At 73.9% G+C, this 14952-nt stretch carries 15 protein-coding genes; 10 read left to right on the forward strand and 5 right to left on the reverse strand.

All coding sequences use genetic code 11. From position 1 onward, the window contains the following. Window position 1: 1 nt before the first annotated feature. The 5 genes from JD79_RS11265 (at window position 2) to JD79_RS11285 (ending at window position 3920) form a co-directional block, all read left to right on the forward strand. Window positions 2-943 carry a F0F1 ATP synthase subunit gamma gene (locus JD79_RS11265; protein ID WP_110005576.1) on the forward strand — a complete coding sequence of 314 codons (942 nt, stop codon included), beginning with the start codon at window positions 2-4 and terminating at the stop codon, window positions 941-943. 61 nt (window positions 944-1004) lie between these two features. Next, window positions 1005-2441, forward strand: a complete 1437-nt coding sequence (gene atpD / locus JD79_RS11270; RefSeq protein WP_110005577.1) for a F0F1 ATP synthase subunit beta — start codon at window positions 1005-1007, stop codon at window positions 2439-2441. Window positions 2442-2691: 250 nt separating this feature from the next. Then, window positions 2692-2904 carry a hypothetical protein gene (locus tag JD79_RS11275; protein WP_110005578.1) on the forward strand — a complete coding sequence of 71 codons (213 nt, stop codon included), beginning with the start codon at window positions 2692-2694 and terminating at the stop codon, window positions 2902-2904. A 193-nt stretch (window positions 2905-3097) separates the two neighbouring features. Then, entirely contained in the window at window positions 3098-3487 is a 390-nt protein-coding gene (locus JD79_RS11280; protein ID WP_110005579.1) for a F0F1 ATP synthase subunit epsilon, read from the forward strand. 31 nt (window positions 3488-3518) lie between these two features. Continuing rightward, window positions 3519-3920 (forward strand): DUF2550 domain-containing protein, encoded by a 402-nt coding sequence (locus JD79_RS11285; RefSeq protein WP_110005580.1) that lies wholly within the window; start codon window positions 3519-3521, stop codon window positions 3918-3920. A 3-nt stretch (window positions 3921-3923) separates the two neighbouring features. Here JD79_RS11285 and JD79_RS11290 read toward each other — a convergent pair whose 3' ends face one another. Continuing rightward, a complete protein-coding gene (locus JD79_RS11290) occupies window positions 3924-4526 on the reverse strand; it encodes a cob(I)yrinic acid a,c-diamide adenosyltransferase (RefSeq protein WP_110005581.1) in 603 nt (200 codons plus the stop codon). A 57-nt stretch (window positions 4527-4583) separates the two neighbouring features. Here JD79_RS11290 and murA point away from each other — a divergent pair, with 57 nt between their 5' ends. Further along, window positions 4584-5864 (forward strand): UDP-N-acetylglucosamine 1-carboxyvinyltransferase, encoded by a 1281-nt coding sequence (gene murA / locus JD79_RS11295; protein ID WP_110005582.1) that lies wholly within the window; start codon window positions 4584-4586, stop codon window positions 5862-5864. Window positions 5865-5876: 12 nt separating this feature from the next. On the opposite strand, the gene JD79_RS11300 is transcribed toward murA, so the two are convergent. Next, the gene (locus JD79_RS11300; protein ID WP_245900023.1) at window positions 5877-6257 is read right to left on the reverse strand and encodes a hypothetical protein; all 381 of its coding nucleotides are present in this window, start codon (window positions 6255-6257) and stop codon (window positions 5877-5879) included. 76 nt (window positions 6258-6333) lie between these two features. On the opposite strand from JD79_RS11300, the gene JD79_RS11305 reads away from it, so the two are divergent. Then, window positions 6334-8373, forward strand: coding sequence for a protein meaA (locus JD79_RS11305; RefSeq protein ID WP_110005583.1), 2040 nt, complete (start codon window positions 6334-6336; stop codon window positions 8371-8373). Between the two features lie 76 nt (window positions 8374-8449). Here the strand turns inward: JD79_RS11305 and JD79_RS11310 are convergent, their stop codons facing one another. Further along, complete coding sequence (locus JD79_RS11310; RefSeq protein ID WP_110005584.1) at window positions 8450-9646, reverse strand: sensor domain-containing phosphodiesterase; 1197 nt, start codon at window positions 9644-9646, stop codon at window positions 8450-8452. Window positions 9647-9705: 59 nt separating this feature from the next. Beyond that, entirely contained in the window at window positions 9706-10431 is a 726-nt protein-coding gene (locus tag JD79_RS11315) for a YqjF family protein (protein WP_211307934.1), read from the reverse strand. A gap of 58 nt (window positions 10432-10489) precedes the next feature. Between JD79_RS11315 and JD79_RS11320 the strand changes: the two genes are divergently transcribed. Beyond that, on the forward strand, window positions 10490-11263 hold the full coding sequence (locus JD79_RS11320) for an enoyl-CoA hydratase-related protein (protein WP_110005586.1): 774 nt from the start codon (window positions 10490-10492) through the stop codon (window positions 11261-11263). Window positions 11264-11342: 79 nt separating this feature from the next. On the opposite strand, the gene JD79_RS11325 is transcribed toward JD79_RS11320, so the two are convergent. Next, window positions 11343-12173, reverse strand: coding sequence for a hypothetical protein (locus JD79_RS11325; protein WP_110005587.1), 831 nt, complete (start codon window positions 12171-12173; stop codon window positions 11343-11345). Between the two features lie 65 nt (window positions 12174-12238). Between JD79_RS11325 and nucS the strand changes: the two genes are divergently transcribed. Together nucS and JD79_RS11335 are read left to right on the forward strand one after the other, a co-directional pair. Further along, window positions 12239-12910 (forward strand): endonuclease NucS, encoded by a 672-nt coding sequence (gene nucS / locus JD79_RS11330; protein ID WP_110005588.1) that lies wholly within the window; start codon window positions 12239-12241, stop codon window positions 12908-12910. Between the two features lie 158 nt (window positions 12911-13068). Next, complete coding sequence (locus tag JD79_RS11335; RefSeq protein ID WP_110005589.1) at window positions 13069-14850, forward strand: 3-hydroxyacyl-CoA dehydrogenase family protein; 1782 nt, start codon at window positions 13069-13071, stop codon at window positions 14848-14850. The last annotated feature ends 102 nt before the right edge of the window (window positions 14851-14952 follow it).

The raw sequence follows: 14952 nt of genomic DNA on the forward strand, positions 1-14952 counted from the left end.
CGTGGCCGGTTCCCTCCGCGCGCTGCGGCGCCGGATCCGCTCCACCCAGTCGACGAAGAAGATCTTCTCGGCCCAGGAGCTGATCGCCGGCGCCCGCATCGTGCGTGCCCAGGCCCGGGTGGAGGCCTCCAAGCCCTACGCCCGCGAGATCACCCGCGTGCTCTCCGCGCTCGCGGCGTCGGCGTCCCTGGAGCACCCGCTGCTCAACGAGCGGACCGAGACCCGCCGGGCGGCGGTGCTCGTGGTCACCTCCGACCGCGGGTTCGCCGGCTCGTACAACGTCAACGTCCTGCGGCGGACCGAGGAGCTGCTCGGCACGCTGCGGCAGCAGGGCAAGGAGCCGGTGCTCTACGTCGTCGGGCGCAAGGGGGAGACGTACTACTCCTTCCGCGACCGTCCCGTGGAGCAGACGTTCACCGGGTTCTCCGAGCAGCCGGCCTACTCCGACGCCCAGGAGGTCGGCCGGGCGCTCATCGGCGTCTTCACCCCCGGTGAGGACGCCGACCGCAGCGGCGCCGTGGACGAGGTGCACATCGTCTACACCGAGTTCAAGTCGCTGCTGGCCCAGGTGCCCACCGCCCGTCGGCTCGCGCCGATGGACACCGGCGAGCTCGAGGACCAGACCGAGGACGGGGAGCGGACGGGCACCGGCGACTCCGGCGTCCCGACCTCCTACGAGTTCGAGCCCTCGCCCGAGGCCCTGCTCGACGCGCTGCTGCCGAAGTACGTCACCACCCGCATCTACGCGGCGCTGCTCGAGGCCGCGGCCTCGGAGTCGGCGTCGCGCCGGCGGGCGATGAAGTCGGCGTCGGACAACGCCGAGGAACTGGCGAAGAACCTCTCCCGCCAGGCCAACCAGGCCCGGCAGGCCGAGATCACCCAGGAGATCAGCGAGATCGTCGGCGGTGCCGACGCGCTGGTGTCCGCCGGCGCCGACGACTGACCCCTCCACCCCGCCTCCCCGGCGGGGACACTGGACTCGAGTCCCACCTGAGGAGCAACCCGTGACCGTCACCGAGGACCGTCCGACCACCCAGACGACCGGCCGCGTCGTCCGGGTCACCGGGCCGGTCGTCGACGTCGAGTTCCCGCGCGACGCGATGCCCGACCTGTTCAACGCCCTGCACGTCGACGTGACCCTCGCCGACCTGGGCAAGACGCTGACCCTCGAGGTCGCCCAGCACCTGGGCGACAACGTGGTCCGCACCATCTCCATGGCGCCGACCGACGGCCTGGTCCGCGGCGCCGAGGTCACCGACACCGGCACGCCGATCAACGTCCCGGTCGGCCCGGGCGTCACCGGGCACGTGTTCAACGCGCTCGGCGAGTGCCTGGACAGCCCCGGCTACGGCCGGGACCTGCCGCGCTGGTCGATCCACCGGCACGCGCCGCGCTTCGACCAGCTCGAGGGCCGTACCGAGCTGCTCGAGACCGGCATCAAGGTCATCGACCTGCTGACCCCCTACGTGGCCGGCGGGAAGATCGGCCTGTTCGGCGGGGCCGGCGTGGGCAAGACGGTGCTCATCCAGGAGATGATCCGCCGCGTCGCCCAGGAGTTCGGTGGCGTGTCGGTGTTCGCCGGCGTCGGCGAGCGCACCCGTGAGGGCAACGACCTCATCACCGAGATGACCGAGTCCGGCGTCATCGACTCGACCGCCCTGGTCTTCGGCCAGATGGACGAGCCGCCGGGCACCCGGCTGCGGGTCGCGCTCTCGGCGCTGACGATGGCGGAGTACTTCCGCGACGAGCAGAACCAGGACGTGCTGCTCTTCATCGACAACATCTTCCGGTTCACCCAGGCCGGGTCCGAGGTCTCCACGCTGCTCGGCCGCATGCCGTCGGCCGTGGGTTACCAGCCGACCCTCGCCGACGAGATGGGCGAGCTGCAGGAGCGGATCACCTCGACGCGTGGCCACTCGATCACCTCGCTGCAGGCGATCTACGTGCCCGCCGACGACATCACCGACCCGGCACCGCACACCACCTTCGCCCACCTCGACGCGACGACCGTCCTCTCGCGGCCGATCTCGGAGAAGGGCATCTACCCGGCCGTCGACCCGCTGGACTCCACCAGCCGGATCCTCGACCCGCAGTACGTCGGGCAGGAGCACTACCAGGTCGCGCAGACCGTCAAGCAGATCCTCCAGCGCTACCAGGAGCTGCAGGACATCATCGCGATCCTCGGCATCGACGAGCTCTCCGAGGAGGACAAGGTCACCGTGCAGCGCGCGCGGCGGATCGAGCGGTTCCTCTCGCAGAACATGTTCGTGGCCGAGGCCTTCACCGGTCAGCCCGGCTCCTACGTGCCGCTGTCGGAGACCCTCGAGGCGTTCAAGGCGCTCACCGAGGGCCGCTACGACCACGTGCCGGAGCAGGCCTTCTTCATGTGCGGTGGCCTCGAGGACCTCGAGCGCAACGCGGAGAAGCTCAAGCGCGGCTGAGTTCCACCGGACCGCCACGACGGCCGGGTGCCCCTTCCGGGGCACCCGGCCGTCGTGCGTCCGGGGTGGCGTGTGCGTGGGCGGACGGTGACCCAGTGTCGGGACCGGCCCGGGAGTGCCACCCGGAGGGGTTGACCTCCCCGGTCGGGTGGGCAGTTCCCTTTGCGACGCGCCCTCAAGAGCGGGAGCCTTCCTGCCGATCGAGCAGGTGGCGCCCGGAGGGACCGGACGTGCAGCGCAGGAGACGACGATGGACTGGCTGGATGCGACCAGCACCGACGGCACGGTGACCCGCCTGCCGGCGGGGACCGCCGATCCCGGCTGGACGTGGCCACCGTCGGCGGCGGTGTCCTCCGTGCAGGACATCTCCTACGACACCGAGGACTGGGCGCCGGCGTCCACCGTCCGCCACCCGTGGGTCCGGGTCGGGCGCTGGACGCTGCTGTACCGCCGCGCGGCCTGAGGGACCCTCCTGCCCCACCGCCCGCACGCCCGCGGCGGGACTCCGCACGAGGGCCACGAGCCCGGGCGGGTGAGCGCCGGGCGACCCACGCCGGACACGCCCGGGCGCGCGGCTAGAGTGGAGACGACCGTCGCCGTGCCCGCTTCCCGGCCGGCGTCCCAGCACCGCCCGTCGGTGGATCCGGAGGAGTGTCGTGGCGACCCTGCAGGTCGAGTTGGTGGCCGTCGAGCGGACCATCTGGTCCGGTGAGGCCAGCATGGTCATCGCCCGTACGACCGAGGGCGAGATCGGCGTCCTGCCCAGCCACGCCCCGCTGCTCGGCGAGCTCGCACCCGGCGGTGTCGTCACCATCCGCACGACCGAGGGCCAGGACGTCGTCGCCGCCGCCCACGGGGGCTTCCTGTCGGTGACGCCGCAGGGGGTGTCCATCCTCGCCGAGACGGCGGAGATCGCCTCCGAGATCGACGTCGAGCGGGCCCGCGAGGCCCTGCGCCGCGCCGAGCAGGCCGGGGACGACCCCGAGGCCCTCGCCGCCGCCCGCCGCGCGCAGTCCCGGTTGCGCGCCGCCGGACAGGCCGACTGACCCCACCGGACCGCGCCCGCCCGACGTCCCGGTGACCACCGCCCTCCTCGTCCTCACCGGGGTGCTGGTCGTCGTCCTGGTGGTCGCCTTCCTGATCCGCCGCCGGTTCCTGCTGTCCGGGCTCGGCGCGGTGACCATGTGGCTGCGTCCGGCCGGGCGCTCCCGGTGGGCGGTGGGCGTCGCGTGGTACGGCGGGGACGCGCTGCTGTGGTACCGCGCCGTGTCCCTGTCGGTGCGTCCGCAGCAGCGGCTGTGCCGCACCGAGGTGCACGTCGCGAGCCGGCGGGGCCCGAGCCGCGAGGACGTCGCCCTCCCCGACGACGCCGTCGTCCTCAACTGCGACACCAACCGCGGCCCCACCGAGCTGGCCATGGACCCCTCGACGGTGACCGGCTTCCTGTCCTGGGTGGAGTCCGCCCCACCCGTTCCCTGAGGATCAGCCCCGGGCGGCCCGCTGGGCGTGCACACCGCTGTGCGCCCCGGGCTCCCAGAGCACGTCGCCGTCCGGGTTGGCCTCGCGGGCGAGGATGAACAGCAGGTCCGACAGCCGGTTGAGGTAGCGGGCGGTCTCGGGGTTGGTGCGCTCGCCGTCGGCCTCCAGCAGCGCCCACACGCTGCGCTCGGCGCGCCGGACGACCACCCGCGCCTGGTGCAGCAGCGCGGCGAGCGCCGTCCCGCCGGGCAGCACGAAGCTGGTCAGTGTCGGCAGGGCCTCGTTGTGCTCGTCGCAGGCCGCCTCGAGGCGCTGGGTGTAGGCCGCGGTCACGCGCAGCGGCGGGTGCGGGGGATCGGGCAGCACGGGCGTGGACAGGTCGGCGCCGACGTCGAAGAGGTCGTTCTGCACGCTGCGGACGAGGTCGACCGTCCCGGGGGACGGCGACCCCAGGGCCAGTGCCAGGCCCAGCACGCTGTTGGCCTCGTCGACGTCGGCGTAGGCGACCAGCCGGGGATCGGTCTTGGACACCCGGCTCATGTCGCCGAGGTGGGTCTGCCCGGCGTCCCCGGTCTTCGTGTAGATGCGCGTGAGCCGGACGGTCATGACCGCAGCGTAGGGCGCTGCCCGGAGCGGTCCGCGCCACCGCCGTAGGGTGGCCCGGTGCAGTGCTTCGAGGTGACCGGCGGCACGGCCCTGACCGGACAGGTCCGGGTCACGGGGGCGAAGAACAGCGCGCTCAAGCTCATGGCGGCCGCGCTGCTGGCCGCCGGGCGGACGACGATCGACGAGGTCCCCGACATCCTCGACGTCGCGATCATGAGCGAGGTGCTGCGCCGCCTCGGCTGCGGCGTCACCTACGAGCGCTCCGGGAGGCCCGGCGGCGGGGGACGGGTCGTCGTCGACGTGCCGGAGGACCCCGACACCGAGACCGACTACGACCTGGTGCGCAAGATGCGCGCCTCCATCAGCGTGCTCGGCCCCCTGGTCGCCCGGCGCGGCAGCGCCCGGGTCGCCCTCCCCGGCGGGGACGCGATCGGCTCGCGCGGCCTGGACATGCACATCTCCGGCCTCGAGCGGCTCGGCGCCTCGATCCACAGCGAGCACGGCTTCCTCGTCGCGAGCGCCCCGAAGCTGCGGGGGACGTCGATCTGGCTGGACTTCCCGTCGGTCGGCGCCACCGAGAACCTGCTCATGGCCGCGGTCCTCGCCGAGGGGACGACGGTCATCGACAACGCCGCCCGGGAGCCCGAGATCGTCGACATCTGCTCGATGCTCACCGCGATGGGCGCGCACGTCGACGGCGCCGGCACCTCCACGCTCACCATCGAGGGCGTCGACTCCCTCGCCCCGGTCACCTACTCGACGGTGCCCGACCGCATCGTGGCCGGCACCTGGGCGATCGGCGCGGTGATGACCCGCGGCGACGTCGTGGTCGAGCGGGCCGTGCCCGAGCACCTCGCCGTCCCGCTGGACAAGCTGGTCAGCGCCGGCGCGACCGTCGAGGTGGTCGAGGACGGCATCCGGGTCGCGATGGACGAGCGCCCGCGCGGGGTCGACGTCGTCACGCTGCCCTTCCCCGGGTTCCCCACCGACCTGCAGCCGATGGCGGTCGCCCTGGCCGCGGTGTCGACCGGCACGGCGCTGATCACCGAGAACGTCTTCGAGGGCCGGTTCATGTTCGTCAACGAGCTGGTCCGGCTCGGTGCCGACGTGCGCATCGACGGACACCACGCCGTCGTCCGCGGGCGCGAGCGGCTGTCGTCGGCGCCGGTGCTCGCCACCGACATCCGCGCCGGCGCCGGACTGGTGCTCGCCGGCCTGCTCACCGACGGCGTCACCGAGGTGCAGGACGTGCACCACGTCGACCGCGGCTATCCCGACTTCGTCGACCTGCTGCGCGGCCTCGGCGCCGAGATCCGGCGGATCGAGCGCCCCGACTGAGCGGGGGCCGGGCTACGCCGCCGGGAACGAGGCGGCCAGCTCGCGGGCGCGGGCGGCGTCCTCGGGGAAGACGAGGACGTCGGCGCGGTGGGCCTCGGGGAAGCGGATCGTCGAGCGGATCCCGGCGTCGGAGAGGACCGCGCGCAGCGCCAGCGCGGACTCCCGCCGGGACAGGGTGGCCACGCGGGTGAGCAGGCCGTCGTCGGACGGCGCGGGACGGCCCCGGCGCATCCCGCCGGTGGAGCTGCCGCCGAAGGCCCACCGCATGAACAGCACGAGCAGGACCATGACGACGATCGCGATGACCGGCCCGGCGATGTAGCTGAGACTGCCCGGCTGCAGCATCCCGACCTCCTCGACCAGCGGCGTCCGGGCCGCTCCGGCCGGTCGCACACGATCGAGTGTGCCACCGCCGGAGCCCCCGGACCGGTGCGGCTACTGGCCAGTAGCGCCCCTACACTCCGCTGGCATGCCGTTCCCTTCATCGCCGAAGGACCGCGACCGCCCCTGGGTCATGCGCACCTACGCGGGGCACTCCTCGCCGGCCGAGTCCAACGCGCTCTACCGCCGGAACCTGGCGAAGGGGCAGACCGGCCTGTCGGTCGCGTTCGACCTGCCGACGCAGACCGGCTACGACCCCGACGACGAGCTCGCCGTCGGCGAGGTGGGCAAGGTCGGCGTCCCGGTGACCCACATCGGCGACATGCGGGCGCTCTTCGACGGCATCCCGCTCGACGAGATGAACACGTCGATGACGATCAACGCCACCGCGATGTGGCTGCTCGCGCTCTACCAGGCGGTCGCCGAGGAGCACGGGCACGACGGCGCCACGCTCGCCGGGACGACGCAGAACGACATCATCAAGGAGTACCTGTCGCGCGGGACCTACGTCTTCCCGCCCGGGCCCTCGATGCGGCTCATCACCGACATGGTGGCCTACACCGTCACGGCCATGCCGAAGTGGAACCCGATCAACATCTGCAGCTACCACCTGCAGGAGGCCGGGGCGACGCCGGTGCAGGAGATCGCCTACGCGATGAGCACCGCGATCGCCGTCCTGGACTCCGTGCGCGACTCCGGGCAGGTGCCGCAGGAGCGCTTCGGCGAGGTCGTCGCCCGCATCTCCTTCTTCGTCAACGCGGGCGTCCGCTTCGTCGAGGAGATGTGCAAGATGCGCGCCTTCACCCAGCTCTGGGACGAGCTGACCCAGGAGCGCTACGGCGTGCAGGACCCCAAGCACCGGCGGTTCCGCTACGGCGTGCAGGTCAACTCCCTGGGCCTGACCGAGGCGCAGCCGGAGAACAACGTCCAGCGCATCGTGCTGGAGATGCTCGCGGTCACGCTGTCCAAGGACGCCCGCGCCCGCGCGGTGCAGCTGCCGGCCTGGAACGAGGCGCTGGGGCTGCCCCGGCCGTGGGACCAGCAGTGGTCGCTGCGGCTGCAGCAGGTGCTGGCCTACGAGACCGACCTGCTCGAGTACGACGACCTGTTCACCGGGTCGGTGGTGGTGGAGCGGAAGGTCGCCGAGCTCGTCGAGGGCGCCCGCGCCGAGATCGCCCGGGTGCAGGAGATGGGCGGGGCGGTGGCCGCCGTCGAGTCCGGCTACATGAAGGGCCGGCTCGTCGGCTCGCTCGCCGAGCGGCGCCGCCGGATGGAGAGCGGCGACGACGTCGTCGTCGGCGTGAACCGGTTCGACACCACCGAGCCCAACCCGCTCACCGCCGACCTCGACACCGCGATCATGGTGGTCGACCCCGCCGTGGAGGCCGCGGCGCAGGAGGCCGTGCGGACGTGGCGCGCGCAGCGCGACCCGGAGCCGGTCGAGCGGGCGCTCGCGGCGCTGCGCGAGGCCGCCGGCAGCGACGTCAACCTGATGGAGGCGACGCTGCAGTGCGCCCGCGCGGGGGTGACGACGGGGGAGTGGGCCGGCGTGCTGCGCGAGGTGTTCGGCGAGTACCGGGCCCCCACGGGTGTCGCCGCGGCCGCCGGCAGCGGCGAGGCCGACGAGACGCTGGTGCGGGTGCGCGAGCGGGTGCGCGCCACGGGCGAGGAGCTCGGCGGCAGGCTGCGGTTCCTGGTCGGCAAGCCCGGCCTCGACGGGCACAGCAACGGCGCCGAGCAGATCGCCGTCCGCGCCCGCGACGCCGGGTTCGAGGTGGTCTACCAGGGCATCCGGCTCACGCCCGCGCAGATCGTGTCGGCCGCCGTCGAGGAGGACGTGCACGTGGTCGGGTTGTCGGTGCTGTCCGGTTCCCACCTGCAGGTGGTCCCGGCGGTGCTGCAGGGCCTGCGCGAGGCCGGGCTGGACGACGTCCCCGTGGTGGTCGGCGGGATCATCCCCGACAGCGACGCCCGCCGGCTGCGCGAGCAGGGCGTGGCGCGGGTCTTCACGCCCAAGGACTTCGGGCTCAACGACATCATGGGCCAGGTCGTCGACGTCGTCCGCGAGGCCCACGGCCTCGACGAGGAGGCCAACGGCCTGGACGAGAAGGTGCCGGCGACCGTCTAGCCGGAGGACCCCTGCTCCCCACCCCTCGCAGGCGCGGGGCGGTGCCCGGCAGGGTGCCGGGAGCGGCCGGAGACGGTCAGCCCACGGGCGCCGGGCGGCCGAACAGGTGGCCCTGGCCGTAGCGGACCCCCCGGGCGACGAGGGCGTCCCGCTCGGCCGGGGTCTCGATGCCCTCGGCCACCAGCCGGGCCCCGGTCTCGGCGGCGAAGGCCACCATGGCGGCGGTCATGGCCTGCCGGGCCGGGTCGGTGTCGACCCCGCTCACCAGCGCGATGTCGAGCTTGATGGTGTCCGGGCACAGCCGCAGGATGTGCCGCAGGCTGGCGTAGCCGGCGCCGGCGTCGTCGATGCTCAGCCGGACGCCGGCCGCGCGCAGCGGCTCGAGCGCGGTGAGGACCGGTGCGTAGTCCTCGATCGGCGAGTGCTCGGTGATCTCCACGGTGAGCGCCGTCGAGCGGGCGCCGTCGAGGAGCACCGCGGCCACCTCGGGGGACAGCAGCGCGCCGGGGGACAGGTTGACCGCCAGGCGCAGGCCCCGCGGCAACCGGACGGCGGCCGCCAGCGCCGACCGGACGGCCAGCAGCTCCAGCTCCACCCCCAGGCCCACGGCGGCGGCGTCGGCGAACAGCCCGGCCGGGCCCTCGTCGTGCCCCGGGAAGCGGGACAGGGCCTCGTGGGCGACGACGGTGCCGGTGCGCATGTCCACGACCGGCTGCACGTGCACGGTGACCGCACCCCGGTCGAGGACCTGGCGGACGCGGGTGCGGCGGGCGGCGAGCTCGGCCTCGGCGAGCTCCTCGGCGGCCATCCGGTCACCGATCAGCTCGGCCAGCATCTCCACCGTGCGCACCGAGGAGCCGTCGAGCTGCTCGCCGGCGTCCCGGCTGATGCAGCACAGCATCCCCACCGGGCGCCGGTCCGGGCTGCGCACCGGTGCCCCGACGTAGGAACCGATCCCCAGCTGCCCGGTGACGGCGAGGTCGCGGGTGAGCGGGTTGCGGGCGGCCGCGGTGACCACCGGCGGCAGCTGCCCGGACAGCACCCGCACGCAGAACGACTCCTCCAGCGGCATCGACATGCCCTCCGAGACGCCCATCGCGTCCAGCTCGCCGGTGGCCGAGGCGATCTCCTGGCGGTCCTCGGTGAAGACCGACAACCAGGCGACGTCCATCCCGAGCCGGGCGCGCGCGAGGTCGAGGAGGCCGTGCACCCAGTCGTCGGCGCCGTCGGCGGTCGGCACGCGGGCGGTCGGAGCGGACCGTGGTGCTGCCACGGGCACATCCTCGCGGCTGGCGGCGCCCTTGCCCAGGGGTTGCGGAACGACCGCGTACGTCAGAGGCGGGGGCCGAAGCGGACGTCGACGCCCGGGGAGAACAGCACGCTGTCGGGCGGCCCCCCGAGCCCGGGCAGGCCCGCCGCGGCCAGCAGGTCGCCGTCCCAGGTCAGCAGCTCGGCGGAGTGCAGCGGCCAGGCCGGGTGCTCGTTGGGCCAGTAGCGGGTGCGGCCGCACGCGGTCTGGTGCAGGCCCCAGCGGCCGGTGAGGAAGCGCTCGACCGGGCCGGGATCGGTCAGTCGCGCGCCCACCCGCAGCTCGATGCGGCCGCCGGCGCCGCGCGGCCCGGGCCAGCGCCGGCGGGAGGTGTAGGTCAGCCGGTCGCCGTCGCGGTCGAACCGCATCCGCGACCACAGGTACGGCAGCCCCGCGGCCCGGGCGACGAGCACGGGCAGCAGCCGGTCGGCGTCCAGGGACCGGAACACGACGCCGCGGCGGCCGGAGGCGTCCACGGAGTACAGCCGCACGTTGGTCTCGAGGAACGAGCCGACCCAGGGCAGGCCCGGGGAGCCGAGGACACCGATGCGGCGCATGCGGAAGGGCACGAGACCGACCCAGGTGCGCCCGTCCGGCGTCGTGTCCGGCCGGGTGCCCGGCGGCAGCAGCGGCGCGGCGACGGCGGGGTCGACCGCCCAGTGCACGAAGGCGACGTCGCGCCAGCCCTGGCTGAACAGCGTCCGGCCGGCGGGGCGCGGCGCGGTGTCGGTGACCTCCTCGGCGTCCACCGCTCCAGCGTCCCAGCGACCGTGGCGCCGGGCCGCCGGGCGTGGTGAGGTCGGCTGCATGACCGCAGAGGGTGCACCCCGCGTCGAGCGGGACGGCGACGTCGTCCGCATCACCATGTGCCGCCCGCAGCGGCGCAACGCGCTGTCCCGGGAGCACCTCGGCCAGTTGCTGGCCGCCGTCACCGACGCGGGGGAGAGCGACGCCGCCGGCATCGTCCTCGGTGCGGAGGGGCCGGTGTTCAGCGCCGGGCACGACTTCGCCGACGTCCTCGACGCGCCGGTGCGCGACGTGCGCAGCCTGCTGGCGCTGTGCACCGAGCTGATGCGGACGCTGCAGGAGGTGCCGCAGGTCGTCGTCGCGCGGGTGCACGCGCTGGCCACCGCGGCCGGGTGCCAGCTCGTCGCCTCGTGCGACCTCGCGGTGGCCGCGGAGTCGGCCGGCTTCGCCGCCCCGGGCGGCAAGGGCGGCTGGTTCTGCCACACGCCGATGGTCGCGATCGCCCGCAACGTCGGCCGCAAGCGGGCCATGGAGCTGGCACTCACCGGCGACGTGATCGACGCGCGCACGGCCCTGGACTGGGGGCTGGTCAACCGCGTCGTGCCCGACGGCGAGCTCGACGCCGCCGTCGACGACCTGATGGCCCGGGCCACGCGCGGCTCGCGGGCGAGCAAGGCGTGGGGCAAGCAGACGATGTACGCCCAGCTCGACCGGCCCGAGCGGGACGCCTACGCCGTCGCCGTCGAGGTGATGGCCGGCGCCAGCCAGCTCGACGGCGCCCGCGAGGGCATGCGCTCGTTCCTGGAGAAGCGTCGGCCGGTCTGGACCGACTGAGCAAGGACCCCGTCCTCCCCGTCCTTCGCAGGCTCAGGCCGGGACCCGGGACGGGGCCGGACCGACCGGAGGGAACCCGCTACCCCAGGTCGGCGCAGCCGGACTCGTGGGGGAGGACCGGCCGGAAGGCGATCGACCACCGGGCGCCGTCCGGGGTGACCCACGGCGTCTGCACGCTGGCGGAGGCCGCGGCGGCGAGGACGTCGGCCGCCTGCTGCCCGGTGGCGCTCACGCAGCTGATCCCCGGGCCGACCGGCGTGCCCGGCAGCTCCGGTCCCGGCCAGGCGACGTCGGGCTGCGGCAGCTCGGGGTCGCCGCCGCGGTGGGGCGCGACGACCGCGGCGACCGTCTGCGGCACGTAGGCCTCGGCCGGCGCGGTGAGCCCGGTCAGCTCGTCCTGCAGGGCGCGCAGCCGCCCACGGGCCTCGGCCTGCTCGGCGGGGAGCGTGTCGTCGGGGGTCTCGGCCAGCGCGTACACCTCGCGGACCGCGGTGCCCTCGTCGGTGGTGAGCGTGAAGCGGGTGGTGGGCGCGTCGGCCACCGGCGGCTCGCCGAGGTCGCCGTCCTCGGTCACGCCGGCCTCGACCGCGCGGTCGACCAGGGCGCGCACGGTGGCCTCGTCGACCTGCTGCACCTGCACGCTGGGCAGCGCCGGTGGCGGCCAGATCTCGATCTGCGGGCCCTGGGTCAGCACCCGCCCGTCGCCGTAGACGGTGACCAGCGGGAGCCGGGTGGCCAGCTCCTCCGGTGTGGTGAAGCCGCCGGTGTGGGCGACCTGCAGCACGAGCCCGGAGGGCAGCGGTGCCGCCGGCGACGGGGAGCCCGCGCCGGCCCCGTCCCGCGCGCAGCCGGCCAGGCCCAGCGCGAGGACCAGCACGGCGGCCGCGCGCACCGTCGACGTCGTCGTCACGGTCCTGCGACGCGTGACCGGGCTCGGCGGTTCCCGCCGTGACCCGACCGGTACCGTCGGCGCCCGTGCGCCTGGTCATCGCCCGTTGCTCGGTCGACTACATCGGGCGGCTGACCGCCCACCTGCCCATGGCCGCGCGGCTGCTGCTGGTCAAGGCCGACGGCTCGGTGTCGGTGCACGCCGACGACCGGGCCTACAAGCCGCTGAACTGGATGAGCCCGCCCTGCACGCTGAAGGACGAGCTCGTCGACGGCGCGGGGACCTGGACGGTCACCAACAAGGCCGGTGAGCAGCTGGTCATCACCATCGAGTCGGTCGAGCACGACTCCGCGCACGAGCTCGGCGTCGACCCCGGCCTGCAGAAGGACGGCGTCGAGGCCGAGCTGCAGCGGCTGCTCGCGCTGCACGTGGAGACGTTCGGGCAGGGCTGGCAGCTCGTCCGCCGCGAGTACCCGACGGCGATCGGCCCGGTCGACCTGCTCTGCCGCGACGCCGAGGGCCGCACCGTGGCGGTGGAGATCAAGCGGCGGGGGGAGATCGACGGCGTCGAGCAGCTGACCCGCTACCTCGAGCTGCTCAACCGCGACCCGCTGCTCGCGCCGGTGAAGGGCGTGTTCGCGGCGCAGGAGATCAAGCCGCAGGCGAAGGTGCTCGCACAGGACCGCGGCATCGACTGCGTGACGGTCGACTACGCCGTCCTCAAGGGCACCGACGACCCCTCGCAGCGGCTGTTCTAGCGATCCCGGCCGGGCCGCGGAGGTGCCGGTCCCGGACGTGCCGGTGACCAGGACCGCGACCACCCCGGACCGTGCCGGCGGGCCGGGGGCCAGCGGGAGGACCGTGCCGTCCGGGTGGGAGACTGCGCGGGTCCAACGGGTGCGGAGGAGATGGCAGCGTGGCCAGAGAACTGACCGAGGTCGGCGTGGTGGGCCTGGGCACCATGGGTGCGGGCATCGCCGAGGTGCTGGCCCGCGCGGGCCTGTCGGTGACCGCCGTCGAGATCAGCGAGGACGCGCTGGCCCGGGGGCGCGCCCACGTCGACCAGTCCACGGACAAGGCCGTCTCGCGCGGCAAGCTGGAGCCGGCCGAGCGTGACGCCATCCTCGGGCGGATCCGTTTCAGCACGTCGCTGGAGGACCTGGCCGCGGCCGAGCTGGTCATCGAGGCCGTCCCGGAGCGGATGGAGCTCAAGACCGAGCTCTTCGCGAAGCTGGACAAGATCTGCCCGCCGGACACGATCCTCGCCACCAACACCTCGAGCCTGTCGGTGACGGAGCTGTCGGTGGCCACCGGCCGGCCGAGCAAGGTCATCGGGATGCACTTCTTCAACCCGGCGCCGGTCATGAAGCTGGTGGAGGTCGTGCGGACCGTCGTCACGGAGCCCTCGGTCATCGAGGACGTCGAGGCGCTGGCCGAGCGGCTGGGCAAGGTCGACGTGACCATCGGCGACAAGGCCGGCTTCATCGCCAACGCGCTGCTGTTCGGCTACCTCAACCACGCGGTCTCGATGTACGAGAACCGCTACGCCAGCCGCGAGGACATCGACGCGGCCATGCGGCTGGGCTGCGGCCTGCCGATGGGCCCGCTGGCGCTCATGGACCTCATCGGCATCGACACCGCCTACGAGATCCTCGACACGATGTACAAGCAGTCGCGCAACCGGCTGCACGCGCCCAGCCCGGTCATCAAGCAGATGATGACCGCGGGCCTGCTGGGCCGGAAGTCCGGCCGCGGCTTCTACACCTACGCCACGCCCGGCTCGGCCGAGGTCGTCGCCGACGAGCACACCCCGTCGGCGGGCGGTGCCGCCGAGGGCGCCCGCCCGGTCTCGCTGGTCGGCGTCGTCGGCTCCGGGACGATGGCCACCGGCATCATCGAGGTCGTCGCCAAGGGCGGCTACGACGTGCTGTTCCAGGCCCGCTCGCCGGAGAAGGTCGAGGCGGTCACCGCGGCCCTGCGCAAGTCCCTGGACAAGCAGGTCGCCCGCGGGCGGCTCGACGAGGCCGGCCGCGACGAGGTCCTCGGCCGCGTCCGCGGCACGACGTCGCTGGACGACCTCGCCGACCGCGACCTGGTCATCGAGGCCGTCGTCGAGTCGCTGCCGGTCAAGCAGGCGCTGTTCGCCGCCCTCGGCGAGATCACCAGGCCCGGCGCCGTCCTCGCGACGACGACGTCGAGCCTGCCGGTCATCGAGTGCGCCAAGGCCAGCGAGCGCCCCGCCGACGTGGTCGGACTGCACTTCTTCAACCCCGCGCCGGTCATGAAGCTGGTCGAGGTGGTCAGCACCATCGCCACCGCCCCCGACGTGGCCGCCACCGCGCACGCGGTCTGCGCGCGGCTGGGCAAGCACGCGGTCTCCTGCACCGACCGCGCCGGGTTCATCGTCAACGCGCTGCTGTTCCCCTACCTCAACGACGCGGTGAAGATGCTCGAGGCGCACTACGCGACCGCCGACGACATCGACGCCGCCATGAAGGTCGGCTGCGGGTACCCGATGGGCCCGTTCGAGCTGCTCGACGTCGTCGGACTGGACGTGTCGCTGGCGATCGAGCGGGAGCTCTACACCGAGTTCCGCGAGCCGGGTTTCGCGCCGGCGCCGCTGCTCGAGCACCTGGTCACCGCCGGCTACCTGGGCCGCAAGACCGGCCGCGGGTTCCGGGACTACTCCCGCCGCTGAGGCAGTGCCTCGCCGGGGACGACGCAGCAGCGGGGGGCGGCCGACGGGTCGCCCCCCGCTCCTGCGTCGCGATCCGGTCGAGGAGGCCGCCGACGGCGACTG

This window comes from Geodermatophilus normandii (genome assembly GCF_003182485.1).
GTDB classification, from domain to species: domain Bacteria; phylum Actinomycetota; class Actinomycetes; order Mycobacteriales; family Geodermatophilaceae; genus Geodermatophilus; species Geodermatophilus normandii.

Excerpts from the sequence above, each read along its gene's own strand:
- JD79_RS11290 (WP_110005581.1), bottom strand. The coding sequence starts at position 4,526 with ATGACCGTCCGGCTCACGCGCATCTACACGAAGACCGGGGACGCCGGG.
- JD79_RS11275 (WP_110005578.1), top strand. The coding sequence starts at position 2,692 with ATGGACTGGCTGGATGCGACCAGCACCGACGGCACGGTGACCCGCCTG.
- JD79_RS11320 (WP_110005586.1), top strand. The coding sequence starts at position 10,490 with ATGACCGCAGAGGGTGCACCCCGCGTCGAGCGGGACGGCGACGTCGTC.
- JD79_RS11305 (WP_110005583.1), top strand. The coding sequence starts at position 6,334 with ATGCCGTTCCCTTCATCGCCGAAGGACCGCGACCGCCCCTGGGTCATG.